This is a genomic window from Roseococcus thiosulfatophilus (genome assembly GCF_017311575.1).
GTDB lineage: Bacteria > Pseudomonadota > Alphaproteobacteria > Acetobacterales > Acetobacteraceae > Roseococcus > Roseococcus thiosulfatophilus.
Window position 1 is genome coordinate 390577 of record NZ_JAFFQY010000011.1, and the last position, 26705, is coordinate 417281.

At 71.1% G+C, this 26705-nt stretch carries 28 protein-coding genes and 1 tRNA gene; 12 read left to right on the forward strand and 17 right to left on the reverse strand.

Annotated elements, in window-relative coordinates:
* Positions 1-116 precede the first annotated feature (116 nt).
* A tRNA-Leu gene (locus tag JTN19_RS07490) sits at positions 117-203 on the forward strand.
* A gap of 230 nt (positions 204-433) precedes the next feature.
* Positions 434-1543 carry a fatty acid desaturase gene (locus tag JTN19_RS07495; RefSeq protein WP_206931275.1) on the forward strand — a complete coding sequence of 370 codons (1110 nt, stop codon included), beginning with the start codon at positions 434-436 and terminating at the stop codon, positions 1541-1543.
* Here JTN19_RS07495 and JTN19_RS07500 read toward each other — a convergent pair.
* Positions 1540-2913, reverse strand: coding sequence for a sensor histidine kinase (locus tag JTN19_RS07500; RefSeq protein WP_206931276.1), 1374 nt, complete (start codon positions 2911-2913; stop codon positions 1540-1542). The two genes, JTN19_RS07495 and JTN19_RS07500, sit on opposite strands and share 4 nt — an antisense overlap.
* Positions 2910-4112, reverse strand: coding sequence for an FIST signal transduction protein (locus tag JTN19_RS07505; RefSeq protein ID WP_206931277.1), 1203 nt, complete (start codon positions 4110-4112; stop codon positions 2910-2912). The genes JTN19_RS07500 and JTN19_RS07505 overlap by 4 nt, the downstream gene beginning before the upstream one ends.
* A gap of 216 nt (positions 4113-4328) precedes the next feature.
* Between JTN19_RS07505 and JTN19_RS07510 the strand changes: the two genes are divergently transcribed.
* The 6 genes from JTN19_RS07510 to JTN19_RS07535 all read left to right on the forward strand — a co-directional run bounded on the left by JTN19_RS07510 (position 4329) and on the right by JTN19_RS07535 (position 10623).
* A complete protein-coding gene (locus JTN19_RS07510) occupies positions 4329-5744 on the forward strand; it encodes a M20/M25/M40 family metallo-hydrolase (protein WP_206931278.1) in 1416 nt (471 codons plus the stop codon).
* Positions 5745-5892: 148 nt separating this feature from the next.
* Positions 5893-7197 carry an ABC transporter substrate-binding protein gene (locus tag JTN19_RS07515; protein ID WP_206931279.1) on the forward strand — a complete coding sequence of 435 codons (1305 nt, stop codon included), beginning with the start codon at positions 5893-5895 and terminating at the stop codon, positions 7195-7197.
* 3 nt (positions 7198-7200) lie between these two features.
* Complete coding sequence (locus JTN19_RS07520) at positions 7201-7947, forward strand: ABC transporter ATP-binding protein (RefSeq protein ID WP_206931280.1); 747 nt, start codon at positions 7201-7203, stop codon at positions 7945-7947.
* Positions 7944-8663, forward strand: a complete 720-nt coding sequence (locus JTN19_RS07525; RefSeq protein ID WP_456315793.1) for an ABC transporter ATP-binding protein — start codon at positions 7944-7946, stop codon at positions 8661-8663. Before JTN19_RS07520 ends, JTN19_RS07525 begins: the two co-directional genes overlap by 4 nt.
* A 99-nt stretch (positions 8664-8762) precedes the next feature.
* The gene (locus JTN19_RS07530; protein WP_206931281.1) at positions 8763-9620 is read left to right on the forward strand and encodes a branched-chain amino acid ABC transporter permease; all 858 of its coding nucleotides are present in this window, start codon (positions 8763-8765) and stop codon (positions 9618-9620) included.
* 13 nt (positions 9621-9633) lie between these two features.
* Positions 9634-10623: a branched-chain amino acid ABC transporter permease gene (locus tag JTN19_RS07535; RefSeq protein ID WP_206931282.1), complete on the forward strand. Its 990-nt coding sequence runs from the start codon at positions 9634-9636 to the stop codon at positions 10621-10623.
* Positions 10624-10626: 3 nt separating this feature from the next.
* Here JTN19_RS07535 and JTN19_RS07540 read toward each other — a convergent pair whose 3' ends face one another.
* From JTN19_RS07540 to JTN19_RS20370, 4 genes are read right to left on the reverse strand one after another with little or no spacing between them, the layout of a single operon-like run.
* Positions 10627-11397: a 2-oxo acid dehydrogenase subunit E2 gene (locus JTN19_RS07540; protein ID WP_206931283.1), complete on the reverse strand. Its 771-nt coding sequence runs from the start codon at positions 11395-11397 to the stop codon at positions 10627-10629.
* Complete coding sequence (locus tag JTN19_RS07545) at positions 11394-11972, reverse strand: hypothetical protein (protein WP_206931284.1); 579 nt, start codon at positions 11970-11972, stop codon at positions 11394-11396. Before JTN19_RS07545 ends, JTN19_RS07540 begins: the two co-directional genes overlap by 4 nt.
* Positions 11969-12787: a cytochrome P450 gene (locus JTN19_RS20365; protein WP_206931285.1), complete on the reverse strand. Its 819-nt coding sequence runs from the start codon at positions 12785-12787 to the stop codon at positions 11969-11971. Before JTN19_RS20365 ends, JTN19_RS07545 begins: the two co-directional genes overlap by 4 nt.
* The gene (locus tag JTN19_RS20370; RefSeq protein ID WP_206931286.1) at positions 12733-13329 is read right to left on the reverse strand and encodes a cytochrome P450; all 597 of its coding nucleotides are present in this window, start codon (positions 13327-13329) and stop codon (positions 12733-12735) included. The genes JTN19_RS20365 and JTN19_RS20370 overlap by 55 nt, the downstream gene beginning before the upstream one ends.
* A 124-nt stretch (positions 13330-13453) precedes the next feature.
* Between JTN19_RS20370 and JTN19_RS07560 the strand changes: the two genes are divergently transcribed.
* Entirely contained in the window at positions 13454-14266 is an 813-nt protein-coding gene (locus tag JTN19_RS07560; RefSeq protein WP_206931287.1) for an alpha/beta fold hydrolase, read from the forward strand.
* Positions 14267-14279: 13 nt separating this feature from the next.
* Here the strand turns inward: JTN19_RS07560 and JTN19_RS07565 are convergent, their stop codons facing one another.
* From JTN19_RS07565 to JTN19_RS07580, 4 genes are all read right to left on the reverse strand, one after another.
* Entirely contained in the window at positions 14280-15572 is a 1293-nt protein-coding gene (locus tag JTN19_RS07565; protein WP_206931288.1) for a PQQ-dependent sugar dehydrogenase, read from the reverse strand.
* The gene (locus tag JTN19_RS07570) at positions 15569-16000 is read right to left on the reverse strand and encodes a DUF2231 domain-containing protein (protein ID WP_206931289.1); all 432 of its coding nucleotides are present in this window, start codon (positions 15998-16000) and stop codon (positions 15569-15571) included. The genes JTN19_RS07565 and JTN19_RS07570 overlap by 4 nt, the downstream gene beginning before the upstream one ends.
* Before the next feature lie 84 nt (positions 16001-16084).
* Complete coding sequence (locus tag JTN19_RS07575) at positions 16085-16882, reverse strand: class II aldolase/adducin family protein (RefSeq protein WP_242530931.1); 798 nt, start codon at positions 16880-16882, stop codon at positions 16085-16087.
* Positions 16883-16932: 50 nt separating this feature from the next.
* Positions 16933-18399, reverse strand: a complete 1467-nt coding sequence (locus JTN19_RS07580) for a phospholipase D-like domain-containing protein (protein ID WP_206931290.1) — start codon at positions 18397-18399, stop codon at positions 16933-16935.
* A 168-nt stretch (positions 18400-18567) separates the two neighbouring features.
* Here JTN19_RS07580 and JTN19_RS07585 point away from each other — a divergent pair, with 168 nt between their 5' ends.
* Positions 18568-19221, forward strand: coding sequence for a ribonuclease D (locus JTN19_RS07585; protein WP_206931291.1), 654 nt, complete (start codon positions 18568-18570; stop codon positions 19219-19221).
* Positions 19222-19293: 72 nt separating this feature from the next.
* Here JTN19_RS07585 and hpf read toward each other — a convergent pair whose 3' ends face one another.
* The 7 genes from hpf to JTN19_RS07620 form a co-directional block, all read right to left on the reverse strand.
* Positions 19294-19884, reverse strand: coding sequence for a ribosome hibernation-promoting factor, HPF/YfiA family (gene hpf, locus JTN19_RS07590; RefSeq protein ID WP_206931292.1), 591 nt, complete (start codon positions 19882-19884; stop codon positions 19294-19296).
* A 52-nt stretch (positions 19885-19936) separates the two neighbouring features.
* On the reverse strand, positions 19937-21400 hold the full coding sequence (rpoN, locus tag JTN19_RS07595) for an RNA polymerase factor sigma-54 (protein ID WP_206931293.1): 1464 nt from the start codon (positions 21398-21400) through the stop codon (positions 19937-19939).
* A gap of 40 nt (positions 21401-21440) precedes the next feature.
* Complete coding sequence (gene lptB, locus JTN19_RS07600; RefSeq protein WP_206931322.1) at positions 21441-22181, reverse strand: LPS export ABC transporter ATP-binding protein; 741 nt, start codon at positions 22179-22181, stop codon at positions 21441-21443.
* Positions 22182-22807: 626 nt separating this feature from the next.
* Positions 22808-23725: an LptA/OstA family protein gene (locus JTN19_RS07605; RefSeq protein WP_206931294.1), complete on the reverse strand. Its 918-nt coding sequence runs from the start codon at positions 23723-23725 to the stop codon at positions 22808-22810.
* Positions 23722-24435, reverse strand: coding sequence for an LPS export ABC transporter periplasmic protein LptC (gene lptC / locus JTN19_RS20515; RefSeq protein ID WP_206931295.1), 714 nt, complete (start codon positions 24433-24435; stop codon positions 23722-23724). Before lptC ends, JTN19_RS07605 begins: the two co-directional genes overlap by 4 nt.
* Before the next feature lie 178 nt (positions 24436-24613).
* Positions 24614-25135, reverse strand: a complete 522-nt coding sequence (locus JTN19_RS07615; protein WP_206931296.1) for a demethoxyubiquinone hydroxylase family protein — start codon at positions 25133-25135, stop codon at positions 24614-24616.
* Positions 25132-25602 (reverse strand): disulfide bond formation protein B, encoded by a 471-nt coding sequence (locus tag JTN19_RS07620; protein WP_206931297.1) that lies wholly within the window; start codon positions 25600-25602, stop codon positions 25132-25134. Before JTN19_RS07620 ends, JTN19_RS07615 begins: the two co-directional genes overlap by 4 nt.
* Before the next feature lie 84 nt (positions 25603-25686).
* Between JTN19_RS07620 and JTN19_RS07625 the strand changes: the two genes are divergently transcribed.
* Positions 25687-26313, forward strand: a complete 627-nt coding sequence (locus JTN19_RS07625; protein WP_206931298.1) for a glutathione S-transferase family protein — start codon at positions 25687-25689, stop codon at positions 26311-26313.
* Positions 26314-26327: 14 nt separating this feature from the next.
* On the forward strand, positions 26328-26705 hold the full coding sequence (locus tag JTN19_RS07630) for a cupin domain-containing protein (RefSeq protein ID WP_206931299.1): 378 nt from the start codon (positions 26328-26330) through the stop codon (positions 26703-26705).

The following is a 26705-nucleotide window of genomic DNA, read 5'->3' on the forward strand; positions in this document are numbered from 1 at the left end:
ATGGGGGGCGGGCGCGTGGGGCCAGGGGGTTCCTCCGCGCCGGCGATGACGAAAACCGCGCGGGGTGGGATTGACGGCCCCCCGGCCCCCCTTTATCTGGCCGCTCACCCCATCGTGCCCAGGTGGTGGAATTGGTAGACGCGCTGGCTTCAGGTGCCAGTGACCGCAAGGTCGTGAAGGTTCGAGTCCTTTCCTGGGCACCACCCCTCTCCAGACAATAGGGTTCAAGTGAACGCGATGCGGCGCCCGCCCCGTCGCGCATTCATGATTGATCCTATGCCGTGCATTCCTTTCGAACGTTGTATGGTGGCGCCAGTCCACAAAGTGCGACATTCGACAAGGAACGCTGCCGATGTTTCTCTCCCGCGACACTTTCGCCGCGGAGGCGCCGGCCTTCAGCCCCGCGCCAGCCCTCCGCAACCCCCGCGAAGCCATGGCCGTCCGTCTCCCGGCGGCGTTGCAACCCTTCCTCACCTGGCTCACCGCCATGCCGGCCCCAGGCGAGACGCGCGCCGACCGCCCGGCCGCGCATTTCGTCGCCGGCGCGCTGGCGCTGGTGCTGGGCGGCATGGCGCTCGGCGCCCTGCCCCTGATGCTCGCCGCCCCTCCGCTGGCCGCCTGGCTGCTGCTGCCGCTGGGGTGGCTGCTGACCTCCTCCGGCCTCGGGCTGTTCCAGGTGGTGATCTTCCACCACTGCTCGCACGGCACCGTCTTCGCCAACCGCGGGCGCAACCGCCAGGTGGGGCGGATGGTCTCGGCCTTCCTGCTCTTCAAGCGCTTCGACGACTACCAGCGCGAGCACATGATGCACCACAGCGCGAAGAAGCTGCTGACCGAGGAGGATGAGTTCGCCGATTTCGTGCTGGGCATGTGCCGGCTGGAACCCGGCCTGCCCAAGGCCGAGCTGTGGCGGCGCGTGGCGCTGATCACCGTCTCGCCCGCCTTCCACCTGCGCTTCCTGCGCCGCCGCATCCAGGCCTCCCTCTTCACCGGGGACCGCGGGCATGACTGGATGGGCCGCGCCTTCTGGGCCGGCCTCATCGCCCTGGCGCTGGCGACCGGCACGGTGATGGAGCTGCTGCTGCTCTGGGTGCTGCCCGTGACCGTGCTGCTCCAGGTCGCGACCATCTACCGCATCCTCTGCGAGCACCGCTTCCCCGACGCGCGCTTCATCGCGCTGCGCGACAAGCACTTCGTCTGCGAGGCCACGACGGGCGTCTTCGCCGGCCGGCCGGTGCCGAACGGGCGCGCCGACAGCCTGGGCGGCCTCGCGCAATGGGCCGGCTGGTGGCTGAACATGCTGACCGTGCAGCTCTTCGTGCGGCTCTTCGTGCTGGTGGGCGATGCCCCCTGCCACGACTTCCACCACCGCCGCCCCGCGACCCGCCGCTGGACCAACTACATCCATGCGCGCCAGCAGGATGCCGAGGCCGGCTCACCCGGCTTCCCGCAGGGCTATACGGAGTGCTGGGGCCTGTTCGAGGCGGTGGACAGCAACCTCGCCACCCTGGCCGCGACCGCGCCGGCCACCATTGGTCGCTAACCCTCGCCCGGCCGCCGCACCGCCTCGGGGGGCAGGGACACGGTGACGATGGTGCCCTCCCCCGGCACGCTCTCGATGTGGAGCGTGCCGCCATGCGCCTCCACCAGCGTCTTCGCGATGGGCAGGCCGAGGCCGGTGCCCGCGAATCTCCGGCTATGCCCGTCCGAGACCTGCTGGAAGGGTTCGAGGGCGCGCTGGATGTCCTCGGGCGCGATGCCGATGCCCGTATCCGTCACGCACACCATGGCTCCACCGTTGGGGGCCCCGCCCTCGGTCGTGGCCAGAATGGAGAGGCTGACGCGGCCGCGGGCGGGCGTGAACTTCACCGCATTGCCCAGCAGGTTGGTCAGCACCTGGCGGAAGCGCAGCCGGTCCACATGCAATTGCAGCCCTTCCTCGGGCGGGTCGCAGACCAGCTCCACCCCCTGGCGCAGCGCGATGGAGCCCGCCTCGCCCAGGGCCGCGTCCAGCAGCGACCGCCCCGCGATCCATTCGCGCCGCAGCTGCGGGGTCGCGTTCTCCAGGCTGGCGTAGTCCAGGATGTTGTCGATCAACTCCAGGAGCATGCGGCCGGAGTCATGGATCTGCGCGATATAGGCGCCGCGCTGCGCCGGGGTGGGCGAGATGGTGGAGCCCGGCGCCAGGATCTCCGAAAACCCGATGATGGAATTCAGCGGCGTGCGAAGCTCATGGCTCAGCGTGGCCAGGAAGCGCGCGCGGGCGGCGCCGCTCGCCTCCGCGGCCAGCTTCGCCGCGCGCAGCTCCGCCTCCGCGGCCTTGCGCGCGCGCACGTCGATGTAGACGGAAAGCGCCCCCTCCACCAACTCCTGGTCCCGCGCCTCGAAGGGGCGGGTGACGTTGCCCTCGCTGTGGTTGCCCATGATGAGCGCGACCCCGCTGCCGGGGTCATGCGCCCAGAGCACATAGGGCGTGCGGAGGATCGAGGTCAGCTCATAGGCCGGCGGCTCGAGCGGCGTGCGCGAGGTGGTGAAGAAGAAACCGGGCGCCGTGGGCAGCACCACCTCCTGCTGCCAGGCCTCGCCGCCCATGCCGATCATGTGGGTGATGCGGAAGCGCGGCGGCTCCTCCTGGCCCAGGCGCTCCAGGAAGGCCGCGCGGTCGCAGAGCGCGTTGTCCACCACCACTTCCAGCATGGGCTCGCCGATCTCGCCGGGCAGTTCGCAGAGATCGGTCAGCCGGTGCGCCTCCCGGATCAGCTTGGCCACGGTGCGGCTGCGGCGCGCCTCGCGGAAGGCCTGGCTCTGCTCCTCCTGCAGGCGCAGCAGCCTCGCACCCAGGTCGTTGCACTCGCGCCTGTAGTAGGCGAGTTCGCGCTCGATCGGGTTCTGCGGGGGTGGGTGGCGGCTCATCGGCGGCGCAGCACGGCCAGCACCCCGGTCCAGTCGAGGGAACGCCCGATGCCGCCCCCCACCTGGGCCACCTCCACCCCGGAATAGAAGCCCAGCAGCGGCACCTCGGGCGCGAAGCCCTGCGCCACCAGCTCCGCCTCCTCGATGGCGGCGCCGCTGCGGGCACTCGCGCGGCCCGCGCAGTCTATGTAGAGGGCGAAGAGGGGGTCGGTGCCGACCAGCCCCGCATTCATCGCCGCGACACCCCGGCGCACGGAATCGAGCATGAGCGAGTTGTCGCGGCTCATGATCTGCACCTGGGCGCCGAGGGCGAAGTCCGGCTCGAACAGCGTGACCGAGCCCGCCTCGGGCGTGGCGCGCAGGATGAGGCGGTTGACATAGTCGCCCTCCTGGTAGGGGGCGTAGGGGTCGCCCAGCTTCTGGCCCAGCGTCACCGTCAGCGAGAGTTCCTGCCCGCGCACCTCGCCTGGGGGCAGGCCCAGCATGCGCTCGATGACGGTGAGTGCCGGTTCGCCATCCAGCTCGAACACCTCGGCGCCCTGGATGCGCGTGATCTCCACGAAGGAGCTGATGGGCCGGCAGCCATGCATGATGACCGTCTCGACCGCGACGCCGGGCGGGAACACCAGCGCGACCGCGGCGTGCTTCAGCACGCGGTCGCCGGCGAAGACCCAGCCGCCGGTCAGATTCATGTCGGTCAGCAGCCCGCCGCCGAAGAGCTGGAGCGGCGTGTTGCCGAAGCCGTCATGGAAGCCCTCCACGATGGAGCTGGCGAAGTGCAGCCGCGGCGGCGCGCGGGAGGCCACGCTGTCGAACAGCAGCATCACCGCGGCATCGGGGCTCGCGATGGCGCCCACCGCGGCGCCCAGCTCCGCGCCGGCCGCCACCTCGTCCTGGCGCAGCCCCTCGGTCATTACCGCCTGGGGAACGAGGCCAGGGTCCATGATGGCCAGCACGCCCAGTTCGAAGCCGGCATAGCCGCAGCCCTCGCGGCCGATGACGCCGGCCGCGGAACCGCCATGGACGGGCACCGGGCCGAATTCCGCGCGCAGCGCCGCGAGCATGGCCTCGGGGTCATGCTTGCCGCCGCAGAAGACCAGCAGCATGGCCGGCGTTTCCGGCCCCAGGCGCTGCCGGCACAAACGCGCGGCGACATCGGGGTGGATGTGGCGGACGGAGGCGACGCGGATGGCAGCCATCACACCCGCACGTGGAGACGCGCGGCCCCGCTTGCAACCGGAGACATCCTTGGCCGGAACGCCATGTCCTGCTTTCCCTTCCGCCGCCTGCGCGACCGCCGCAGATTATCACAGCGCATCGGCGATGCCAGCATCGGAAGGTGTGCCCCCGGCGCGCCAATTCCCAGCCCCTCGCCGCTGATCTAGCCTCGGCCGCGGAAAAGCGGAGATCCCTGCATGAGCGAACAAGTCGCGCGTCACCTGGCCGGCCAGCGCGAGGCCATCCTGGACCGGCTGCTGGCCTTGATCCGCCTGCCCTCGGTCAGCACCGACCCGGCCTATGAGCATGGCATGCGCGGCGCGCGGGAATTCCTGCTGGAGCGGCTGCGCGCGCTGGGCCTGCAGGATGTGCGGCTGCTGGACGCGCCCGGCATGCCCAAGGGCGGGCAGCCCGCCGTCTATGGCGCCTGGCTGGGCGCGGGGCCCGACAAGCCCACCATCATGATCTACGGCCATTACGACGTGCAGCCCGCGGACCCGATGGAGCTGTGGCACTCCCCGCCCTTCGAGCCCACCATCCGCGACGGGCGGATCTATGCGCGCGGCGCCTCGGACGTGAAGGGCTCCACCACCATCGCCATCGAGACGGTGGGCGCCTTCCTGGCGGTCGAGGGCGGCTGCCCCGTGAACGTGAAGCTCTTCCTGGAAGGCGAGGAGGAGGTGGGCAGCCCGAGCCTGCCCGTGCTGATCGAGGCGCATCGCGAGCTGCTGGCGGCGGACGCCATGCTCTCGGCCGATGGCGGCGGCGCCTCGGGCCCGCAGCCCATGCTGAACATCGGCTGCCGCGGCATCACCTCGCTGCGCTTCAGCCTGCGGACCGCGAGGAAGGACGCCCATTCGGGCAAGGTGGGCGGCGCGCTGCGCAACGCCCTGCACGAGATGGCGCGGCTGATCGCGACGCTGCACGACGAGCATGGCCGCGTGGTGGTGGAGGGCTTCGAGGCCGGCGCGCCGCCCATGACCAACGCGCTGCGCGCCGAGGCGGCCACCCTGCCCTTCGACGAGGCGGCCTGGTACGCGCTCTATGACGCGACCCCCTTCGGCGACCCCGCCTATACGGTGCGCGAACGCACCACGCTGCGCCCCACCGTCGAGGTAAACGGCATGTGGGGCGGCTATATCGGCGAGGGCGGCAAGACCGTCACCCCGGCCGAGGCGCATGTGAAGCTGACCATGCGCCTCATTCCCGGCCAGGACCCGAAGGGCGCGCAGGCCGCGGTGAAGGCGCATCTGGAACGCCACGCGCCGCCCGGCGTGGCGCTCACCTTCGAATACCAGCCGGGCGGCACCCGCGCTTACACGCTGGGCGGCGACCACCCGCTGCGCGCGGCCGCCACTGCCGTGCTGCGGCGGGAGAAGGGTGGTGAGCCCGCGCTGACGCGCCTGGGCGGCACCGTGCCCATCACCACCATCTTCCAGGAGAAGCTCGGCATGGACAGCCTGATGTTCGGCCTGTCCAGCGCGGACGAGGACGCGCATGCGCCCAACGAGTTCTTCCGCCTCTCCTCCTTCGACGAGGGGCTGCGGCTGTGGCCCCTGCTGCTGACGGAACTCGGCCGCATGGACCGCGCCGCCTTCCACCGCGGGGGCTGAGGCACGACGCGCCGGGCGGTGCATCGCCCGGCGCTTTTCCCCCCACCGCTTTTCCCCATTGACAGCAATCCCCTCGCCCGCTGCACTCACCCCCGGAACGTCCAACGGCCAGCAGAGCCGCACAATCGGAACGACAGGGAGGGACAGGATGCACCATCATCTGAGCCGGCGCGGATTGCTGGGTGGCGCGAGCGCGCTGCCGCTGGTCCCCGCCACGGCCTTCGGGCAGCAGCGCGAGATCAAGCTCGGCGTCATCTATGACTACACCGGGCCCTTCGCGGGCGGCGGCTCGCTCGCCTCCGCGATCGGCACCAAGCACGCCATCGACATGATCAATGAGCGTGGCGGCGTGGAAGGCCATCGCCTCAACGCCATCTACGCCGACGCGCAGTCCCGCACCGAGGTCGCCATCAACGAGATGACGCGCCTCTTGGAGCAGGAGCGCGTGGACATCATCATGGGCGTGTTCTCGTCCGCGCATTGCGTGCCGATGGCGCAGCGCGTGAACCAGCAGCGCCGCTTCATGTGGGCGAATGTCTGCGTGGCGTCGTCGGTGTTCAAGGACCGCAACCTCGAATACGTCTTCCGCGCGCAGGTGCACAGCGACCAGTTCGGCGAGGCCTCCTGCCGCTTCGTGGCGGAGAACGCGCAGTCCCGCCTGGGCAAGCCCGTGCGCGACGTGCGCGTGGCCATCATCTACGAGGACGGCCCCTATGGCGCCGGCGTGGCCGCCGGCAACGAGGCCACCGCGCGCGAACTCGGCCTGCGCCTGGTGCTGAAGGAGGGCTATGCGGCCACCGCGCCCGACCTCTCCTCGCTGGTCACGAAGCTGCGGCGCGAGCGGCCGGACGTCATCCTGCACACCGGCTACAACCCCGACATCACACTCTTCCTGCGCCAGTCGCGTGAGCTGGGCCTGCGCTGGCGCGCGCTGATCGGGCATGGGGCGGGCTATGGGCAGATTGACCGCCTGCAGCAGACCTTCCGGCAGGACGCGAACTACATCTACAACGTGGACCCGGTGGCGGCGCAGCTGCTGAACCCGGCCTCGCTCGCGCCGGGCCTCGGCGACGTGACGGCCGAGATGGTCCGCCGCTACCGCGCCGAGACCAACGTGACCGAGGTGCCGCCGCACACCTCCATGGGCTTCAACCAGACCTGGATCCTGCTGACGGACGTGCTGCCGCGCGCCATCCGCAACCATGGCGGCTTCACGCCCGACGCGCTGCGCCAGGCGGCACTCGCCACCGACATTCCGGTGGGCGGGACCATCCAGGGCTATGGCGTGCAGTTCAACCCGCCGGGCCACCCGATGGCGGGGCAGAATGCGCGCTCGACGCCGGTGGTGATGCAGTATGTGGACGGGCAGACGAAGATCGTGTGGCCGGAGGCACTGAAAACCGCCGACCCCGTGCTCCCGCTGCCCGCGGGCCATGCCTACGCCGCCCGCTAGAGCATGCTGCGGGTCGAGAATCTGACCAAGCGGTTCAGCGGCTTCGTGGCCGTGAACCGCATCTCCTTCGCGCTCGAACAAGGCGAGATCCTGGGGCTGATCGGCCCCAACGGCTCGGGCAAGAGCACGACCTTCAACATGATCGCGGGGCTGCTGAAGCCCAGCGAGGGTTCCATCCGGCTGGAGGGGCGCGAGATCGGCGGTCTCGCGCCCATCGAGATCTGCCACAGCGGCATCGGGCGCACCTTCCAGATTCCGCGCCCGTTCAAGCAGCTCACCATCCTGGACAATGTCGTCACCGCCGCCTTCTACGGCCAGCGCGGCAGCGTCAGCCGCGCGAAGGCGCTGGACCAGGCGGAGGAGGCGCTGACGCTGGTGGGCCTGCCGACCGACCCGCAGGCGGAGGTGGCGTCGCTTGGCGCCGCAGGCCTGAAGAAGCTGGAGCTGGCCCGCGCCATCGCCACCCAGCCGCGCCTGCTGCTGGCCGATGAGAGCCTGGGTGGCCTCGACGAGACCGAGATGAACGCGGCCGCCGACATGCTGAACCACATCCGGCGCGAGAAGAACATCACCATCATCTGGGTGGAACACATCATGGGCGTGCTGATGCGCGTCGTGGACCGCGCCATCGTGCTCGACCATGGCGAGAAGATCTTCGAGGGCCTGCCGCGCGAGGTGGCGCGCGACCCGCGCGTGATCGAGATCTACCTCGGTTCCGAGAAGATCACCTTCGACGAGGCCCGGTCTTGAGCGCCCCCCCGATGCTGGAGGTGAAGGGCGTCTCCGCCGGCTATGGCAGCTTCCGCGCGCTCTTCGACGTGAGCCTGGAGGTCCGCGCCGGCGAGGCGGTGGGCGTCATCGGCCCCAATGGCGCGGGCAAGACCACGCTGCTGCGCGTCATCTCCAAGATCATCTCGCCCACCGCCGGCACCGTGGTGATGGAGGGGCAGGACCTCTCGCGCGTGCCCGCGCACCGCGTGGTCGAGATGGGCATCGCCCATGTGCCCGAGCACCGGCGCCTCTTCCCCCGCCTGACGGTGGAGGAGAACCTGCGCATGGGCGCCTTCCACCCGGAGGCGCGGCGCCGCTTCGCCGAACGGCTGGACTTCGTCTACGAGCTGTTCCCCCGCATGAAGGAACGCCGGTTGCAGATGGCCGGCACCATGTCGGGCGGCGAGCAGCAGATGTGCGCCATCGGCCGCGGGCTGATGAGCGGGCCGAAACTCCTCCTCATGGACGAGCCCTCGGCGGGCCTCGCCCCCGTCATCGTCCAGCAGGTGTTCGAGCTCGTGAAGCGCATCCGCGCCGAGGGCTACACCGTGCTGATCGTGGAGCAGAACATCCATCAGGTGCTGCAGGTCGTGGACCGCGCCTACCTGCTGGAGGTCGGCACCATCAAGCAGTCCGGCGCCTCGGCCGATCTGCTCGCCTCGCCCGAAATCCGCCGCGCCTATCTCGGGCTGTGACCATGACGCTGACGCATCATGGCCACAGCTGCATTGGAGCGCGGGATTCAACGTCTTCGGCGTTCCCGCCTCGACGCATCCCGCTTTAGGAACCCCGACATGTTCGACAGCTTCCTGCTCGAATCCATCATCAACGGGCTGCTGCTGGGGGGCGTGCTGGCGCTGCTGGCGCTGGGCCTGAACCTCGTCTTCGGCGTGATCGACGTGGTCTGGATCTGCTATGCCGAGCTGGTGATGGTGGGCATGTACGCCATCTTCTTCCTCTACGTGTACTACGAGGTGCCGCTGCCAGGCGCCATCACGGCCGCCGTGCTGGGGGTGGCGCTGTTGGGCGTCATACTCCACCGCTTCGTGATCGAACCCGTGCTGGGCACGGCCCCCATCAACCAGCTGCTGGTGACGGGTGGCGTGCTGTTCTTCCTGCAGGCAGCCGCGACGCTCGCCTTCGGGATCGAGTTCCGCAACATCGGCATCCGCATGCCGGTGGTCGAGTTCGGGGACATGTTCTTCAGCTTCGCGCGCATCCTGGCCTTCGCCACCGCCCTGGTGGGCGTGCTGCTGCTGTGGCTGTTCCTGACGCGCACCTATCTGGGCACCGCCATCCGCGCCATCTCCCAGGACCGCGAGATCATGCCGCTGATGGGCGTGGATCCGCGGCGCATCTACCTCATCACCTCCGCGATCGGCGGCGGCATGGCGGGTGTGGCGGCCAGCCTGCTGGTGCTGCAATACGACGTGCACCCGGCCATCGGCCTCAGCTTCGGGCCCATCACCTTCATGGTCTGCGTGATGGGGGGGCTCGGCAACATGCTGGGCGGCTTCGTCGCCGCCTTCATCTTCGCGCAGTTCATCTCGGTGGGCGGCTACCTGTTCCAGATCGAGTGGGGCTACGTCATCGCCTTCTGCTTCTTCATCGCCATGATGTTCATCAGGCCCAAGGGCCTGTTCAGCCGCTGAGGGGAGCAGGTTCATGGACACGCGCATCTGGGGCGGCATCGGCATCGCGGCGCTGGCGGTGGTGCCGCTGCTGGGGCTGGGCAACTACCACCTGCACCTGCTCATCACGGTGCTGATCTGGGGCTTCGTCTACACCTCCTGGTCCATCATGGGGCGCTTCGGGATGGTGTCGCTGGGGCATGGCGCCTTCCTCGGCGTCGGCGCCTATGTGGCCACCATGCTCTGGAACACCATGGGGCTGACGCCCTGGGTGAGTATTCCGGTGGCCATGCTGGTCTCGATGGCGATGGCGCTGCTGGTGGGCTACCCCTGCTTCCGCTTCCGCATCGTGGGCCACTACTTCGCGCTGGTCACGCTGGCGCTGGGCGAGGTGGTGCGCCTCACCATCGTGGGCCTGCGCGACCAGACGGGCGGCTCGCTCGGCATGACGGTGACGGGCGTGCCGGAGGGCACCTCCTTCCTCGCCCTGCAATTCGGCGACCGCGCGACCTTCTTCTACGTGGCCCTGCTGGTCTGGCTGGGCGGGTTGGTCATCTGGCGCCTGGTGGACCGTTCCATGCTGCGCTACGCGCTGGAGGCCTCGTCGGAAGACGAGGACGCGGCGGCCTCGGTCGGCGTCAACGTCACCCGCGCCAAGCTGATGATCCTGATGATCAGCGCCGCCATGACCACGCTGGGCGGCGCGCTCTACGCGCAGTACCAGATGTACATCAACCCGGAGACGGTGTCGGGCATCGCCATCTCGCTGCAGATCGTCTTCGCGGTCATCGCGGGCGGGCTGTTCACGCAGCTGGGCCCGACCGTCGGCGCCGTCTTCACCCTGCTGCTGGCCGAGACGCTGCGCGTCACCTTCGGCCATGACATCCATGGGCTGGACGGCACCATCTACGGGCTGCTGCTGGTGCTCTTCATCATCTACATGCCCAAGGGCATCACGGGCTCGATCATGGCCGGGCTGTCCAAGCGGCGGCGGCCCAACCCGGCGGCGGCCCCGGCCGAGTAAGGTTCAGCGAAGGCCCTCGGCGGAGGCGATCCTTCGCCGCAGGGCCACGCTGAAGCGGGCCAGGGCCGCGCCGTCCAGCACGGCGTGGTCCATGGCACCCCCCAGCAGCACGACATGGCGCGGCGGCCCCCCCTCAGGGCAGGGCCGCCGCGCGATGCCGCCCACCGCCACCGTGATGGTGAAGACATTGGGCGGGAAGGCGGTGAAGGGAAAATCGAGCCCCGGCCTTTGCAGGCTGGTCAGCCCGATGGTCCCCTGCACGCGGCGCAGCAGATGCGGGTCCTGCGCGATGCGCCGCAGGATCAGTTTGCGGAGGAATTTCGGCAGGCGCCCCAGCATCCGCCGGCGCTTCACCTCCGCCGTGCGCGTCAGGTCGCCGCGGATGGCGGCGCGCAGCTCGTCATGGATCTGCATCACCGTCTTGGTCTGGGCCGCGCGGATGGTCAGGCCCATGGGCAGGCGCGTGCCGTCCGGCTGCCTGCGGTCCACCACCGTCGCCACATCCGCGTCGCGGAAGGTGACCAGGCGGCGTCCATGCCGGAAGGTCAGCACCTCCGGGCACTCGGCCGCCGCATGGGCCAGGGCGTGCAGCAGGAAGGCGTGCAGCGAGACGGGCTGGCGGTCCTGGCGCCGGCGCGCGCGGATCAGCGCCAGCGCCTCGGTGATGTCCGCCTCCATCGCGCCATGGCAGGTCAGAGGCCGCGCGAGCGAGAGCATGTCCAGCACCACGTCGCGCAGCTTCGGCCAGGGCTGGGTGGTGAAGTCGTCCGTCATGCGCCGCCCTCGCGGCGGGGCACGAACCAGCTGCGGCGGAAGTCGAAGCGCAGCAGGAAGCGCGTCTCGCCCTCCAGCTCCCGCCGCTCCACCACCTCGGCGCCGAAGCGGCGATAGATGGGAAGCGGGCGCGGCGCCGTGGTGCCATAGCCGGTGACGAGGCCCAGCCCCTGCAGATCCGCCGCGCAGCGCGCCCAGAAGCCCACCGTGCCCGCGAAGTTCCAGGCGCCGTCAATGAAGAAGACCAGGATTTCCGCGCTGCCCGGCTCGTGCAGCGGCAGGGTGAAGCCGAAGCGCCCCGCCTGCTGGATGCGGCCCGTGAGGTTCACCGCCATGCCGCGCCGCACCTGGCCCGCGGCATCCTCCTCCACATAGACGCGCTGCTCCGCATAGGGCACGGGCGAGGCGAGGCGGCCGGCCGCGTCATCCCAATGCCAGAGCCGCCGCAGCAGCCCGTCAGGGCGGATGTCGCGGAAGGCGCGGTGGAAGGCGCGCTCGTATTCCGCCACGGCCGCGGCGTCATCGGTGTCCAGGATGCGCCATTGGGCCGGCGCCTCCTCCGCCCGCGCGCTCATGCCGGCGCGACCTCACCGCGCGCCAGGGGCGCGACCTTCAGCCGGATGGGCCGGTCGGGCACCAGGGTGGTGCGGCCCAGCAGCCCCACCTCCCCCTCCTCCACCGGCAGCAGCCGCCGCGCGGCCACGATGCGCGCCAGCACCAGCGCCAGCTCCAGGTCGGCGAAGTGGTTCCCGATGCATTGGTGCCGCCCCCAGGCATAGGGCAGCAGCGCGCGCCGCGCGGCCGCGCCGTCACCCAGGAAACGCCCGGGGCGGAACTGCGTGGCCTCCTCGAAGGCGGCCGGGTCGCGATGGATGGCGAGGATGGAGACCAGCACCGTCACCCCCTTTGGCACGGCGTGCCCGTCCAGCAGGTCGTCCTGCGCCGCCTCGCGGCCCATGTTGTAGACGGGCGGGTAGAGGCGCATGGCCTCCTCCACCGTGGCCGCGATGCGGGGCAATTGCCGGAGGTCCGACAGGCCGGGCGGGCGGCCGAGCGCGCGCGCCTCCTCGCCCAGCGAGGCCGCCCATGCCGGGTGGCGGGACAGCAGATGGAACAGCCAGGTCAGCGCCGTCGCGGTCGTCTCGAAGCCGGCCACGAACAGCGTCTTGGTCTCGTTCACCAGCGCCGCGCGCGACAGCTCCGCCTTGCCGGCCATGATGGCGGCCAGCATGTCATCGGGCGCGGCGCCGGGGTCGGCCAGGCGCGCGTCAATCACCGCGCCCACGAAATCATCCAGCGTGCGGCGCGTGCCCAGCAGGGCGCGGTGCAGCGGCGTCAGCATCCAGAGCGGCAGGCGCAGCAGCGACCAGTTGCGGCGCGAGAGATGCACAGGCTCTCCTGCACCGCCGTCGTGAATTCCGCCCCCCGCGCCTCGTCAATGTCGAGCGAGAGCAGCGCGCGGCCGATGACGCGGATGGCGATGCGCCGCGCCTCCGTCAGCGCGTCCAGCACCTCGCCGGCGTGCCAGCGGGCGAGCACCTCGCCCATCACGGCGTGGGTGGCCGCGGCCAGCGCGTGCAGGCGGTCGGGCCGGAAGGCGGGTTGCAGCGCGCGGCGGCGGGCGAGCCAGGGCTCGCCCTCGGTCGCCAGCAGCCCGTCGCCGATGACGGTGCCGAGGTTGCGGTTCACCGCCCCGCGCGGATAGCGATCGGCCGCCGTGACCAGCACATGCCGCGCCAGGTCCGCCCGACCCACCGCCACCACGCGGCGCGGCCCCACCCGCCAGGCGGCGAGGCCGCCATGCGCGGCCAGCGCGCGCACCGGAAAGAGGTGCGGCGCGGCGGCCATGGCGCGGAGATGCCCCAGCAGCGGCGCGCCGCCGGGCAGTTCGGGGATGGGCCGCAGGCTGCCGCGGCCCAGGTCAGGGTGCAATGCGGGCCCTCCTCGTGACCGCCCCAGAGTAGCACTCCCATTCCTTGCCAACACCCTGAGATTGGCACGGCCGTCTTCACGTCCCGGCCGCGGCATGGGACGCTGCGGCAGGAAGAGGAACGTCATGCCCAGCATCACCGTGGACGGTCATCCCATCGCCTATGCCGAAGCGGGCCAGGGCCCGCCCTTGCTGCTGGTGCACGGCACCCTGGGCGACCAGCGCAGCTTCGCGCCCCAGATGGAGGCCTTCGCCGCCGCCGGCCACCGCGTCATGGCGCTCAGCATGCGGCATTGCTGGCCCGGCCAGTGGGAGGAAGGCGGTGATTTCACCATAGACCGCCACGTGGCCGATGTGGCGGGCGTCATCGCCGCCCTCGGCGCGGGGCCGGTGGCGCTGCTGGGCCATTCGCGCGGCGGGCACATCGCCTTCCGCGTGGCCGAGCGCCACCCGCACCTCGTTCGCGCGCTGGTCCTGGCCGAGCCGGGCGGGGAGCTGGATGAAAGCCTGGGCGGCGCGCCGCCCTCTGGCGCGCAGGGGGCCGCCTTCGCGCGCGCCGCGGCCATGATCGGCTCGGGGGATGTCGAGGGCGGCCTGACCCACGCCGCCGAGGCGACGGGCGGCCCCGGCGCCTGGGCCCGCCGCCCGGAGGACCGCAAGCGCATCAGCCGCGACAACGCCCGCACCCTGCTGGGCCAGGTGGATGAGCGCCGCGCGCCCTATTCCCGCGCCTCGGCCGAGGCCATCCAGGCCCCCACCCTGCTGCTGGGAGGCGACCAGAGCCAGCCGCAGTTCGGGCGCATCATGGACGCGCTGGAACGCGTCATTCCCCATGTGCGGCGCGTGACCATCGCACGCGCCACGCACGGGCTGAACAATGACAACCCGGCCGACTTCAACGCGGCCGTGCTGGCATTCCTGGCCGCGCCGAAGTCGTGAGGGGCGCTGGCGGCTAGGTCACCCCGGGCGCCGTCACGCGCCAGATGGTGTTGGTGAGGTCATCGGCCATGATCAGGGCGCCGCGCGGGTCCACCGTGACGCCCACCGGCCTTCCGCGCGCGTTGCCTTCGGCGTCGAGGAAGCCCGAGATGAAGTCCACCGCCTCGCCCACGGGGCGGCCGTCGCGGAAGGGCACGAAGACCACCTTGTAGCCCGAGGGCGGCGTGCGGTTCCAACTGCCGTGCATCCCCACGAAGGCACCTTCCGCGAAGGCGGGCCCCATGGCGGGCGTCGAGAAGGCGACGCCGAGTGCCGCCACATGCGCGCCCAGGCTGTAGTCGGGCGTGAGTGCCGCGGCCACGCGCTCCGGGTCCTGCGGGCGCACGCGCTCATCCACATGGTTGCCCCAGTAGCTGTAGGGCCAGCCATAGAAGCCGCCCTCGCGCACGGAGGTGAGGTAGTCGGGCACCAGGTCGGGGCCGATCTCGTCGCGCTCGTTCACCACGGCCCAGAGCTGGCCGGTGTCGGGCTGGATGGTCAGCGCGGTGGGGTTGCGAAGGCCGGTGGCGTAGGGGCGGTGCGCGCCGGTCGCGGCGTCGATCTCCCAGACCATGGCGCGGTTCTCCTCGGCCGGCCAGCCGCGCTCCGTGATGTTGCTGTTGGAGCCGATGCCCACATAGAGGAAGCGCCCATCGGCACTCGCGGTCAGGGCCTTGGTCCAGTGGTGGTTGATGGCCGATGGCAGGCGCGCCACCAGGCGCGGCGGACCCATGGCCTCCAGCGTGCCCTCCGCATGGTCGAAGGCCACCAGCGCATCCTGGTTCGCCACGTAGATCGTGCCGCCCACCAGCGCGAGGCCATAGGGCGCGTTCAGCCCCTCCGCATAGACGCGCCGTGTCTCATAGACGCCGTCGCCATCGGCATCGCGCAGCACCGTCAGTCGGTTGCCGCCCGAGACGCCGCTCCGGCCCCAGGACTTGATGATGCCCGCGATGAAGTCCTTCGGGCGCAGAACCGGCGCGTTGCCGCCCGACCCCTCGGCCACCAGGATGTCGCCATTGGGCAGCAGCAGCGTCTGGCGCGGAATGCGAAGGTCGGTCGCGATGGCGGTGATGGTGTAGCCCTCGGGCACCACTGGCATGTCATTGCCCCAGCCAGCCGGGCGGGGGATGGTCATGTCGGGCAGCAGGCCGCGGCTGGGCTGGGGCAGGTTGGGCGATTGGCCCGTCTGCACCGCGCCGGGTTCCTCGTTGCAGGCGGCGAGCGCGAGGGTGGCCACGCCGGTGGCGAAGCTGCGGCGCTTCATCGCACATCTCCTCGTTCGAAGCGGGAATAGCCCATCCAGCTCGCCAGCAGCGCCAGCAGAACCGTCGCGATGGAAAGCCAGAGGCCCTCCGGCATGCTCGCCCAGGCGTCGTTTGCGTGGATCAGGGCGTTGATGAAGCCCACCCCCCACATGACCAGCAGGGCCAGGATGTAGAAGCCGTGCCAGCGGCGCAGCGGCCGCGGCAGGAGGAACAGCTCCACCACCGCCCAGAGCAGCGCGAGGCCGCCCATCAGCAGCCCGCCCGCGATCAGCCAGGAGGCGAAGTTGGCCCATTGCTGGTGGTAGTTGGCGCCATAGGCCAGGTCACTCAGCAGCGCGCCCAGGAAGAGCGGCAGCGGGAAGGCAAGCAGTATGGCGTGAAAAGGATGCAGGGGCCTCGCGAGCCCCGGCGTGGCAATGGCGACCATGGCGGCCTTCCTTGTCCCCGTGACGGCCCGGACCAGGCCGTCTCTAGGGAAAAGCGCGCCACGCGCCGCTTGGTTGCCCGTGGCTCAGACGTCGTAGCCGGGGTTCTTCCGGTCGAGCTGGCGCAGCAGGGCGGGCCATTCCATCACGCCATAGGGGCGGCGCGTGCCGGGCTGGTAGGCGAGCCAGGTCTTCTCGATGACCTCCGGCGCCACCTTCTGCAGGGGCGAGTTGCAGGCCATGGCGGCGAGCTGCGCCATGCAGCTCTTCTCCATGCGGTGCAGCCAGTTGAAGGCCTCCGCCACCGTGTTGCCCGTCACCAGCAGCCCGTGGTTGCGCAGCACCATGCAGTTGGCGTCGCCCAGGTCGCGCACCAGCCGGTCCTGCTCGCTGAGGTCCAGCACCACGGAGTTGAAGTCGTGGTAGCGCACCTTGGCGAAGCGCATCGCCGTCTGCGTCAGCGGCAGCAGCCCGCATTCCAGCGAGGAGACGGCCATGCCCGGCCAGGTGTGGGTATGGATGACGCAGCCCGCATCCTCGCGCGCCATGTGCACGGCGGAATGGATGACGAAGCCCGCGCGGTTGATGCCGAAGTCGAAATCCCCGTAGTCGGGCTTGCCCAGCACATTGCCATGCTCGTCAATCTTGATGAGCGAACTGGCCGTGATCTCGTCATACATCATGCCATAGGGGTTGATGAGGAAGTTGTGCCCTTCGCCCGGCACGCGCGTCGAGATGTGGTTCGCCCCCATGTCGTCCATGCCGTAGAGCACCACCAGACGGTAGGCGGCGGCGGTGTCCACGCGGGCCTGCCATTCGGCCGGGCTCACCTTGTCGTGCATGGACGAGATGCGGAGTTCGCGGCGGGGATGGGTTTCGAGCATGGGTCTCTCCTCCGGGTTTGGCGCGAAGTTGCGCCCCGCGCCAGGATGGGTCAATCGCGCCGGGACCGCGCGAGGCGCAGCCGCCCGAAGCGGCGGAACAGGCCACGCTTCGCCAGGCTTTCGAAGGCCTCGCCCGGCCCCTCCGGGTCCAGCACCTCATTGTCCGCGAGCCAGGTCTCGACGGCGTTCAGGTCCGGCGTCTCATAGGGCACGAGGCTGCGCCCCTCGCCGCGCAGCGCCTCGATCGCGCCGATGAGGGAACCACCTTCCGCGATGCGCGCCGCGACCTCCTCGCGCGCCACACCCAGATGCTCCGCCATCAGCCCGTCGCGCACGCTGGTGATGGAGGCGCGCGTGGCGTCGTCGCGCCCCTCCAGCACCACGTCGCACTCCACGTCGAGGCGCAGCGAGCGGTTGTTCATGTTGGAGGAGCCGACGCGCAGCACCTCCTCGTCCACCACCATGACCTTCGCGTGGACGTAGATGTGCCGGCCGGCCGCGGTGACGGGGTGGTAGATGCGGAAGCGCCCATGCGGGTCGTGCCCGCGCAGCGCCTCGCGCAGCCGCGCGCGGGCGGTGTCCATGGCGATGGGCTCCAGCCAGCCCTGGGCGGTGTGCGGGTTCACCAGCACGATCTCGGGCCCGTCGGGCTCGGCCAGGCGCCGCGCCATGGCCTCGGCGATGCGGCGGGAGGCGAAATACTGGCTTTCGGCATAGATGTGCCGCCGCGCGCGCAGGATGAGGTCGAGATACAGCGCCTCGATCTCATGGATGGCGGGTGTATCCGGCATCTCGGGCCGCGTGCGCGCGATGCCGATCTCGACATCCTCGAATTGCGGCGCGAGCCAGTCGGGCCAGAGATCGCCCCCGCCCTCCACCGGCGGCAATTCGGCACCGCCCGCGATCTTCCAGCGTTCGCGCGCGAGTTCGCCGAGTGCCGCGGCGGCCGGCCCGGTCAGCGCCGTGGTCGCGTCGTGCCAGGGCTTCTCGGGCGCGCCATTGGGGCGGATGCGGCGCGGCTCGTCATCGGCGTGGTCGCGCGTGTCCCAGCGCTCGCCCGTCATGTCGATGCCGCCACAGAAGGCGATGGCGTCGTCCAGCACCAGGATCTTCTGGTGCTGCGAGCCGCCCACGGGGTGCGCGCCATCCAGCCGCGCGGTGATGCGCGGATGCGCCTTCCAGCGCAGCAGGGTGAAGAAGGTGGTGCCGCGGAACAGGGTGCGGACCGCGCCCAGATCCCAGCGCAGGATGAAGACCTCGAGCTCCGGCCGCCTCCGCACCAGCCACAGGATGAAGTCGCCCAGCCGGGGCGGCGCGCCCTCTTCCGTCTCGCCCGGCGTCAGCTCGATGCGCGCGTCAAAGTCCCAGCCGATCAGCATGATGCGCCGGCGCGCCCGCAGCATGGCGTCGCGCGCCGCGCGGAAATAATCGGCCGCGTCCACGACGACGGCCATGCGGTCGGCGCGGACGGTGCGCCAGCAGGTCTGGCCGGGGCGAAGCAGGTCGTGGTGGCTCATCTGCCCTCATTCACGGGCGCGGCGCGGCCAGGGTCAAGGCGGGCGCGCCATTTGCCAACCCTGCATCGCGGCGCCGGGCGCGGTCGCAGCCTGCGGTGGCTTGCCGCCTGGCCGGGGCCGGGGCTATCCCTCTCCGCACTCCCCCAGACAGAGATCGAGGTGCGCCCGATGGCGAAGACCATGTTCACGCCGGCCGGCCCCGTCCACCTGCATTTGCACGACCTGCCCGCGGGGCTCGACCTCGGGCCGGTGGTGGCGGTGGACACGGAGGCGATGGGCCTGGACGCGCGGCGCGACCGGCTGTGCCTTGTGCAGCTCTCCTCCGGCGATGGCGCGGCGCATCTGGTGCAGCTCATCCCCGAGAGCCTGGGCGGGCATGGCTACAAGGCGCCCAACCTGGCCGCGCTGATGAGCGACCCGGGCGTGGTGAAGCTGTTCCACTTCGCCCGCTTCGACGTGGGGCTGCTGCACCATGCGCTGGGCGTGGACATCCGCCCCGTGCGCTGCACCAAGATCGCCTCCAAGCTGGTGCGGACCTACACGGACCGGCACGGGCTGAAGGATCTGCTGCGCGAATTGCTGGGCGTCGAGATCAGCAAGCAGCAGCAGACGAGCGACTGGGGCGCCCTCGAACTCACCCCCGAGCAATGCGCCTATGCCGCGAGCGACGTGCTGCACCTGCACGCGCTCTGGGCCAAGCTGGAGGCGCTGCTGAAGCGCGAGGGCAGGCTGGAACTGGCCCAGGCCTGCTACGATTTTCTCCCCACGCGCGGAAAGCTCGACCTGCTGGGGTATGAGGAGCCGGACCTGTTTCATCACTGACACGCGATCGCCGTAGGGCGCAGCCCGGAGGCGTGAATCGCGTGTCCCGTTCCAGCAGGTCCGGCACCGGCGTCAGCCGGGGTCTATCCACCCCACATGCCCGTCGGCGCGGCGATAGACCACGTTGATCGTGCGGCTCACGCTGTTGCGGAACACCACCACCGGCGCGCCGGAGAGATCAAGCCGCATGGTCGCCTCGCCCACCGAGAGCACATGCAGTTCGCCCAGCGGCTCCGCCACCACGGCGGGGTGGTCGGCGCTGGTGATGGCCTCGCCCTCCTCCGCGTCCTCATCATGCGTGACGACATATTCGCGCAGCACCTCGGACGTCTCGCGCTCCGACGCCTGGCCGCGGGCATGCTCATTGGCGCGGCGGCGGTAGCGGCGCAGGCGCTTGGCCACATGCTCGGCCGCCTCGTCGAAGGCGCGCTGCGCGTCGGGCCCCTGCCCTTCGCCGCGCAGGCTCAGCCCGCGCCCGGCATGGAGGTTGATGTCGCAGGCGAAATGCCCGCCACTGCTGCCCTTGGCGCCCTTGTGGAAGGTGACGCGCGCTTCCAGCGCGTGGTCGAAATACTTGCCCGTGATCGCTTCCAGTCCGTCGGCCACATGGACGCGCAGCGCGTCCGATGTCTCGACCTGCTTGCCAGCGACAGTGATGTGCATGGGCTACCTTTCCTCTGTCCAGCCGTCATCCGGCCAGCAGGGAGGTCGCCCTTCAGGCCGTGACGGCCTTTTCGCGCTTGCGCTGCACCGATGACGGGATGCGCATCGCTTCCCGGTATTTGGCCACGGTTCGGCGCGCGATGTCCACGCCTTCTTCACGTAGACGCAACACGATTGCATCATCCGAAAGAATGGCGCAGGGCGTCTCGGCGCTGATCATTCCGCGGATGCGATGACGCACCGCCTCGGCACTCACGCTCTCGCCACCCGCGGTACCGGCGATGGCGGTGGTGAAGAAATACTTCAGCTCCAGCGTGCCGCGCGGTGTCGCGAGATACTTGTTGGCGGTGACGCGGCTGACGGTGCTCTCGTGCATCTCCACGGCTTCCGCCACGTCGCGCAGGATCAACGGGCGCAGGTGCTCGACGCCATGGCGGAAGAAGGCGTCCTGCCGGCGGATGATCTCGCCCGCCACCTTCAGGATGGTGTTCGCGCGCTGCTCCAGGCTCTTCACCAGCCAGTTCGCGGATTGCAGCTGCTCGGCCAGGAAGGTCTTCTGCTCGCGGTCGCGCAGGTTCACCACGGCGCGGGCGGCGAAGCCGCGGTTGACCAGCACGCGGGGCAGGGTCTCGGGGTTCAGCTCCAGCACCCAGCCGCCCTCGGGCGAGGGCCGCATCAGCACATCGGGCTGGATGGTCTGCAAGGGCGTGTCATCGGCGCCGGCGCCAGGCTTGGGGTCGAGCCGCCTGAGCTCGGCCACCATCTCGGCCAGGTCCTCGGAATCCACGCCGCAGGCTTCCATCAGCCCGCGCATGTCGCGCCGGGCCAGCAGGGGCAGGTGGTCCAGCAGGCGGGCCATGTAGGGGTCGTAGCGGCCCTGCTCCTCCAGCTGCACCTGCAGGCATTCGCGCAGGTCGCGGCAGAACATGCCCACCGGCTCGAAGCGCTGCATGGCGCGGCGCACGCGCTCGACCACCGCGACATCGCAGCCCAGGCGGGCGGCCATGGCGTCGGCGTCCAGGGTCAGGCGGCCGCTGGGCTCCACCATCGCCAGCAACGCCGCGCCGATCAGCCGCTCCTGCCCCTCGGGGAGGTTGAGGCGGAGCTGTTCGGCCAGGCGCTCACGAAGCGAAGGGCCGGCGCCGGCCATCTCCTCGATGCCCGAGAGGTCATCGCTGAAATCCGCGCGGCCACCGGAACCCACCGGCCCAAAATCGGGCGTATGCGCCTCGCCCGCATCCACCACGTTGGAATAATCGGCATCGAGCGCCGGTTCGGGGAAGGTATCGGCGCTGGCGGCGGCGGCGGCGTCGGGGGGCGGCGCCTCGGCGGCCACGGCCACGAGGCGCGCTTCGTCGCGCTCCAGCAGCGGGTTGCGCTCCAGCTCCTCGTCGACGAAGGCCATCACCTCCATGTTGGAGGATTGCAGCAGCTTGATCGCCTGCCGCAGCTGCGGCGTCATCACCAGCGACTGCGACTGCCGCAGGTCGAGGCGGGGGCCGAGCATGGAGGCCATCAGGCGCCGTCAGGGGTGGAGGCAGGTGGCACCGGCCCCCTCAAAGGCTGAATTTTTCGCCCAGATAGACGCGCCGCACGCCTTCATGGGCGACGATCTCCTGCGGGCGGCCCTCCATCAGCACCTGGCCGTCATGCATGATGTAGGCGCGGTCAATGATCTCCAGCGTCTCGCGCACATTGTGGTCGGTGATGAGCACGCCGATGCCGCGGTTCTTCAGGTGCTTCACCAGGTCGCGGATTTCGCCCACCGCGATGGGATCAATGCCCGCCAGCGGCTCGTCCAGCAGGATGTAGGCCGGGTGGGTGGCGAGTGCGCGCGCGATCTCGCAGCGCCGCCGCTCGCCGCCCGACAGCGCGAGCGAGGGCGCGCGGCGCAGGTGCGCGATGCCGAATTCGGCCAGCAGGCTGTCCAGCATCTGCTCGCGCCGGTCGCGCTTGGGCTCCACCACCTCCAGCGCGGCACGGATGTTGTCCTCGACGGAGAGGCCCCGGAAGATCGAGGCCTCCTGCGGCAGGTAGCCGAGGCCCAGCCGCGCGCGGCGATACATGGGCATATGGGTGACGTCGGCCCCGTCCATGGTGACGCTGCCCTCGTCGGGACGCACCAGGCCCGTGATCATGTAGAAGGTGGTGGTCTTGCCCGCGCCATTGGGGCCGAGCAGCCCCACCGCCTCGCCACGCTTCAGGTGCAGCGAGACCTGCCGCACCACCGGCCGCTTCTTGTAGCGCTTGCCGAGGCCCGTCGCGACCAGCCCGCCCGACCCCTCGACGGCGGTCAGGGCCGGCGTGGCGGGGCGCGGCGCGGGCGCGTTGCGGATGACGGCGGGGGCAGCCGGCGGCGGGGTGCCGGCCGGGCGCGCCCGCGCGGCGGGCGAGGCCGGCGCGGGCTTGGATGGCGCGGCCTCGGCGGCCAGGGGCGAGATCGCGGCGGCGCGGGCCGGCGCAGCGGGCGGAACCGGCGCGGGCTTGGGCGGCGTGGCCTCGGCGGTGTGCGGCGGAGTCGCGGGGTGGGGTCCCGGTGGCACAGGCCTCGCCGCGCCCGGCGCCGCCGCCTCGGGCGGCGGGGACGTGGATGCGGCAGCCTCCGCCGGGGGAGACGCCACGGGTTTCGCAACGGCGGGCGGAGCCGAAGCAGAGGGCGTGGCCGCGGGCGGCGCGGACGGCGTGGCCGCGGGCGGCCCGGACGGCGTGGCCGCGGGTGGCCCGGCAGGCGTGGCCGCCAGCGGCCCGGAGGCTGTGGCCGCGGGCGGCGCGCCCCCCTGCCCCACGCGCACCTCCGGCGGGGTGGCGACGGCCACCAGCAGCCCCGCCAGGGTCGTGCTCCGGCCCGGCGTGGTGAAGGCGGGCGCCGGGGTCGGCGCGGCGGCGGGCGCGCGCCCCTCCGGGGCGGTGTCCTTTCCGCCGCTCATGGCCTTGCGCCCTGGCCTGGCAGGGTGGATTCCCGCGTGCCCGGGGCCACCACGCCCTGCACGCGCTGCCCGGGCTGGCCCACCAGGCGGGAGACGCCGGTGTTGAGGTTCACCAGCGCCTCCTGCCCGTTGATCTGGTTCTGGCCGCGCGTGATCCGCACATTGCCCAGCAGCCGCGCCTGGCCCGTCTCGGCCGAGTAGACGCCGCGGTCGCCCCGCACCACCTCCTCGGCGCTGCGGATCTCGACATTGCCGAACAGCTCCACGCGGTCCAGCCGCCCCTGGCCCGGAGGGGGCGAGGCGGCGCCCTGGGTGCCCGGGCGTGGCGCCGCGCGGGCGGCGGCGGCCTGCGGGTTGTTGGCGTCCTCCAGCAGGTAGGCCACCAGCACGTCGGCGGTGATGCGCCGCCCGTCCTCGGTCACCACCAGGGCGTTGCCGCGGGCCACCGCCATGCGGCGCTGCGTCCAGTATTCCAGGCTGTCGCGCGCGGTGATGGCCTGCTGCGGCGTGGTCAGGCTGATGTTGCGGCCGGAGAGCACCAGCACCGACTGGTCCATGTCATAGACCGCGCGGTCGCCGGTCGCGACGTCGGTCGCGGTGGAGATGCGGACACTGCCCTCCGCCTCCAGCCGCCAGATCTCGTTGCTGCCGCCCAGCGCCTCGTTGCCCGGCGCCGCCGGGGCCGCGCCCGGCAGGGGGCGGTAGCGCGCCAGCAGCCGGGCGGCATCCACCGCCGTGCCCGCGCGCTCCGCCCGCGCACCGCCGCGCGCCACGACCACCTGCTCGGCCTGGCGCCACTCGATGCCGTCATTGGCCGTGATGTCCACCGGCCCGCCCTGGCTGAGGTCTATGGTCTGGGCCAGCGCCGGGCCGGCCCACAGCAGGGGCGCGAGGAGGGCCAGGGTGCGGATCATTCCCGCGCCTCCAGCACCGCATGGGCGCGCCCGGTGAAGATGACGACGGCGCCGCGATCGGTCATTTCGAAGCCTTCCGAATGGATGGTGCCGAAGGGGCCCTGGGCCCGGGTGCGGCTCTGGCCGCTGGCCGCGCCCTCGGTCACGCGCACGGCCGCGCGCTGGGTGCGGAACATCATCCCGTTGTCGTGAAAGACGGTCACATCGCCCTCCAAGTCCAGCAGGGCGCCGGCGCGGTCGTAGCGGCCGTCCCGGCTTTCGAGATAGACCCAGCCGCCATCGGTCAGCAGGATGTCGGCCTTGGGCTGGTCCAGCACCACGATCTCCTGCCCCTCGGGCCGGCCCTCCTCGCCGCGCGCCACCCGCCCGCCGGCGGCGCTGACGGTATAGGGGCGGCTCACCTCGTCCACGCCCTGGTAGCGCGGGGCGAGCATCTGCAGGGCCTCGGGCTCGGGCCCCGTGGCGCGGCGGAAGGACAGGCGCGCGTCGCGCCCGTCAATGTCCGGCCAGAACAGGATCAGGGAGAACAGCCCCGCCGCCAGCAGCGGCAGGCCGAGCTTGGCCAGCCGCACCATCCAGCGCCGCCGGGTCAGCGCGCGCTTGCTGGGCGCGATGCGGGCGCGCGAGGGGACCAGGCCGCGGTCGCGCTCGGTGGGCAGCACCGCGAAGTCCTGGCGCACCGGGCGGTTGGCGTTCACCGGGTCGGCCACGCCACCCCCCCTTCCCCGGCGCGAGCGCAGCTCCGCCCGGGCGCCACGCGGGCGCGGGCGGGCCAGGGCGCGGCAGGGGGTGGACGCAGGCTGGACACAGGCCTTGTATGGGGGCCGGGCCGGGCCGGGGTCAAGGCAAGGATCATGCCAGAGTCGTGGCGGCCTGTTGCGAAAGGTCTCAGACCCGCTCGGCCACCTTGATCGCGACCTTGCAGCCCAGCTTGATCGCGGCCGAGAGCACGCGGTAGCCGGGCGTCAGCTCCGCCTCGTTGGCGAGGCCGATGTCGCGGTGCTCCAGCTCCTCCGCGCGGAAGCGGGCGATGTCCTCGCGCAGCTTCGCCTCGTCGGGGCCGAGATTCGCCTCCTGCTCCTGGTAATGCTCGTCAATGGCCTCCTCGACGGCGACCGTGCAGGCCATGGCGGCGCGGGGGCCCATGGCGGCGGTGGCCGCGCCCAGCGCGAATCCGGCCACGTGCCAGAAGGGCAGCAGGGCGGTGGGGCGCACCCGGCGTTCCGCGATCAGGCGGGAGAAGGTGTCGAGGTGCTCCTGCTCCTGCTCCTGCATGTGGCGGATGGTGGGCTCGTGCTTCGTGCCGCGCAGCACCGCGAGCTGTCCCTGGTAGATCCGCTTCGCGCCGTATTCGCCCGCATGATCCACACGGATGACCTGCTCCAGGTAGCGGCGGGGGGTGGTGCTCATCGGCGGCGGCTCCTCTCGGCGATGACGAGGGCGAGCCCCGCCAGGGAAAGACCATAGATCAGGTTCAAGGCGGCCATGGAAAGGGGCACGCCCGGAATCAGCCACACCGGCTCGTCACAGGGCTTGGTGGGGGCGGCGGCGAGGCTCGCCATCATCTGCTCCACCGTCATGGCGCCGCCGGCCGTGGGGGCGGCGCAGCCCGGCAGGGGCGAGGGCCACCAGCGGAACTCGACCCCCACATGAAAACCCGCGATGGCGGCCGAGACGAGGCAGGCCGCCCCCGCCGCCCAGAGCAGCCGGCGCCGCGCCACGAAATGCGCCGCCAGCGCCAGCGCCGCCGCCGCCCAATAGGGCCAGCGCTGCCACAGGCACAGCTCGCAGGGGACGAGTTCGAACCAGGTTTCGCTGCCATGCGCGAAGAGCGGCGCGGCGACGGCCAGCAGAGCGACAAGAAGGGCACCGGACATGGGGGCGCATGTGCCCTGTGCCCGGCCCTTCCGCAATGCCCGGCGGCCACGTTACGCTTCCCGCATCAAGGGAGGCCATTGTCCATGCTGCGAATCTGGGGCCGCACGAGCTCGTCCAACGTCATGAAGCTGCTCTGGCTCTGCGAGGAGCTGGGCATTCCCTATGAGCGGGTGGATGCCGGCGGCGCCTTCGGCCGCACGCGCGAGCCCGAATACCTGGCCATGAACCCCAATGCCCGCGTGCCCACCATCGAGGAGCCCGATGGCTTCACCCTGTGGGAGAGCAACTCCATCTGCCGCTACCTGGTGGCCACCCGCGCCCCCGGCCACGCCATGCACCCCACCGAACCCCGCGCGCGGGCGCGGACGGAGCGCTGGATGGACTGGCAGCTCGGCCACCTCAACGCGCCCATGACCGTGATCTTCTTCACCTATGTCCGCACGCCCGAGGAGAAGCGCGACATGGTGGCCACCGCCGCCGCCCGGAACGAGGCCGAGGCGCTGTGGGACATGGTGGAGAACGCGCTGGGCGACGACCCCTACCTGGGCGGCGCGGAACCGAGCCTGGCGGACGTGGCCCTCGGCCCCTACCTGCACCGCTGGCTGAACCTGCCCATCACCCGCAAGGCGCAGCCGCGCCTCGAGGCCTGGCATGCGCGGCTGAAGCAGCGCCCGGGCTATGCCACCCACATCGCCGTGCCGATGAGCTGAGAAGGAGAGCGCGCATGCGAACAACCGTCACCCATGCGGAGGGGCGGGACTTCACCCGCGGCCTGCGCGCCTTCTTCGAATATGGCGACCTCGGCATCGCCGGCGCCACCGAGGGGCGTTTCGGCGCCCATGTCATCCGCGCCATCCCGGGCGAGCACCCGGAGCCCAAATGGCACCTGCACGAGCTCGACTTCCAGATGGTCTGGGTGGTGCGGGGCTGGGTGCGCTTCGAATACGAGGATATCGGCGAGGTGACGCTGACCGCCGGCACCAGCGTCTACCAGCCGCCGCGCGTGCGCCACCGCGAGATCGCGCATTCGGATGACCTGGAACTGGTGGAAATCACCTCGCCCGCGACATTCGAGACGCGGCTGGTGGACGGCCCGGCCTAG

Excerpts from the sequence above, each read along its gene's own strand:
- JTN19_RS07495 (WP_206931275.1), top strand. The coding sequence starts at position 434 with ATGGCCGTCCGTCTCCCGGCGGCGTTGCAACCCTTCCTCACCTGGCTC.
- JTN19_RS07500 (WP_206931276.1), bottom strand. The coding sequence starts at position 2,913 with ATGAGCCGCCACCCACCCCCGCAGAACCCGATCGAGCGCGAACTCGCC.
- JTN19_RS07505 (WP_206931277.1), bottom strand. The coding sequence starts at position 4,112 with ATGGCTGCCATCCGCGTCGCCTCCGTCCGCCACATCCACCCCGATGTC.
- JTN19_RS07510 (WP_206931278.1), top strand. The coding sequence starts at position 4,329 with ATGAGCGAACAAGTCGCGCGTCACCTGGCCGGCCAGCGCGAGGCCATC.
- JTN19_RS07515 (WP_206931279.1), top strand. The coding sequence starts at position 5,893 with ATGCACCATCATCTGAGCCGGCGCGGATTGCTGGGTGGCGCGAGCGCG.
- JTN19_RS07520 (WP_206931280.1), top strand. The coding sequence starts at position 7,201 with ATGCTGCGGGTCGAGAATCTGACCAAGCGGTTCAGCGGCTTCGTGGCC.
- JTN19_RS07530 (WP_206931281.1), top strand. The coding sequence starts at position 8,763 with ATGTTCGACAGCTTCCTGCTCGAATCCATCATCAACGGGCTGCTGCTG.
- JTN19_RS07535 (WP_206931282.1), top strand. The coding sequence starts at position 9,634 with ATGGACACGCGCATCTGGGGCGGCATCGGCATCGCGGCGCTGGCGGTG.
- JTN19_RS07540 (WP_206931283.1), bottom strand. The coding sequence starts at position 11,397 with ATGACGGACGACTTCACCACCCAGCCCTGGCCGAAGCTGCGCGACGTG.
- JTN19_RS07545 (WP_206931284.1), bottom strand. The coding sequence starts at position 11,972 with ATGAGCGCGCGGGCGGAGGAGGCGCCGGCCCAATGGCGCATCCTGGAC.
- JTN19_RS07560 (WP_206931287.1), top strand. The coding sequence starts at position 13,454 with ATGCCCAGCATCACCGTGGACGGTCATCCCATCGCCTATGCCGAAGCG.
- JTN19_RS07565 (WP_206931288.1), bottom strand. The coding sequence starts at position 15,572 with ATGAAGCGCCGCAGCTTCGCCACCGGCGTGGCCACCCTCGCGCTCGCC.
- JTN19_RS07570 (WP_206931289.1), bottom strand. The coding sequence starts at position 16,000 with ATGGTCGCCATTGCCACGCCGGGGCTCGCGAGGCCCCTGCATCCTTTT.
- JTN19_RS07575 (WP_242530931.1), bottom strand. The coding sequence starts at position 16,882 with ATGCTCGAAACCCATCCCCGCCGCGAACTCCGCATCTCGTCCATGCAC.
- JTN19_RS07580 (WP_206931290.1), bottom strand. The coding sequence starts at position 18,399 with ATGAGCCACCACGACCTGCTTCGCCCCGGCCAGACCTGCTGGCGCACC.
- JTN19_RS07585 (WP_206931291.1), top strand. The coding sequence starts at position 18,568 with ATGGCGAAGACCATGTTCACGCCGGCCGGCCCCGTCCACCTGCATTTG.
- hpf (WP_206931292.1), bottom strand. The coding sequence starts at position 19,884 with ATGCACATCACTGTCGCTGGCAAGCAGGTCGAGACATCGGACGCGCTG.
- rpoN (WP_206931293.1), bottom strand. The coding sequence starts at position 21,400 with ATGGCCTCCATGCTCGGCCCCCGCCTCGACCTGCGGCAGTCGCAGTCG.
- JTN19_RS07605 (WP_206931294.1), bottom strand. The coding sequence starts at position 23,725 with ATGATCCGCACCCTGGCCCTCCTCGCGCCCCTGCTGTGGGCCGGCCCG.
- JTN19_RS07615 (WP_206931296.1), bottom strand. The coding sequence starts at position 25,135 with ATGAGCACCACCCCCCGCCGCTACCTGGAGCAGGTCATCCGTGTGGAT.
- JTN19_RS07620 (WP_206931297.1), bottom strand. The coding sequence starts at position 25,602 with ATGTCCGGTGCCCTTCTTGTCGCTCTGCTGGCCGTCGCCGCGCCGCTC.
- JTN19_RS07625 (WP_206931298.1), top strand. The coding sequence starts at position 25,687 with ATGCTGCGAATCTGGGGCCGCACGAGCTCGTCCAACGTCATGAAGCTG.
- JTN19_RS07630 (WP_206931299.1), top strand. The coding sequence starts at position 26,328 with ATGCGAACAACCGTCACCCATGCGGAGGGGCGGGACTTCACCCGCGGC.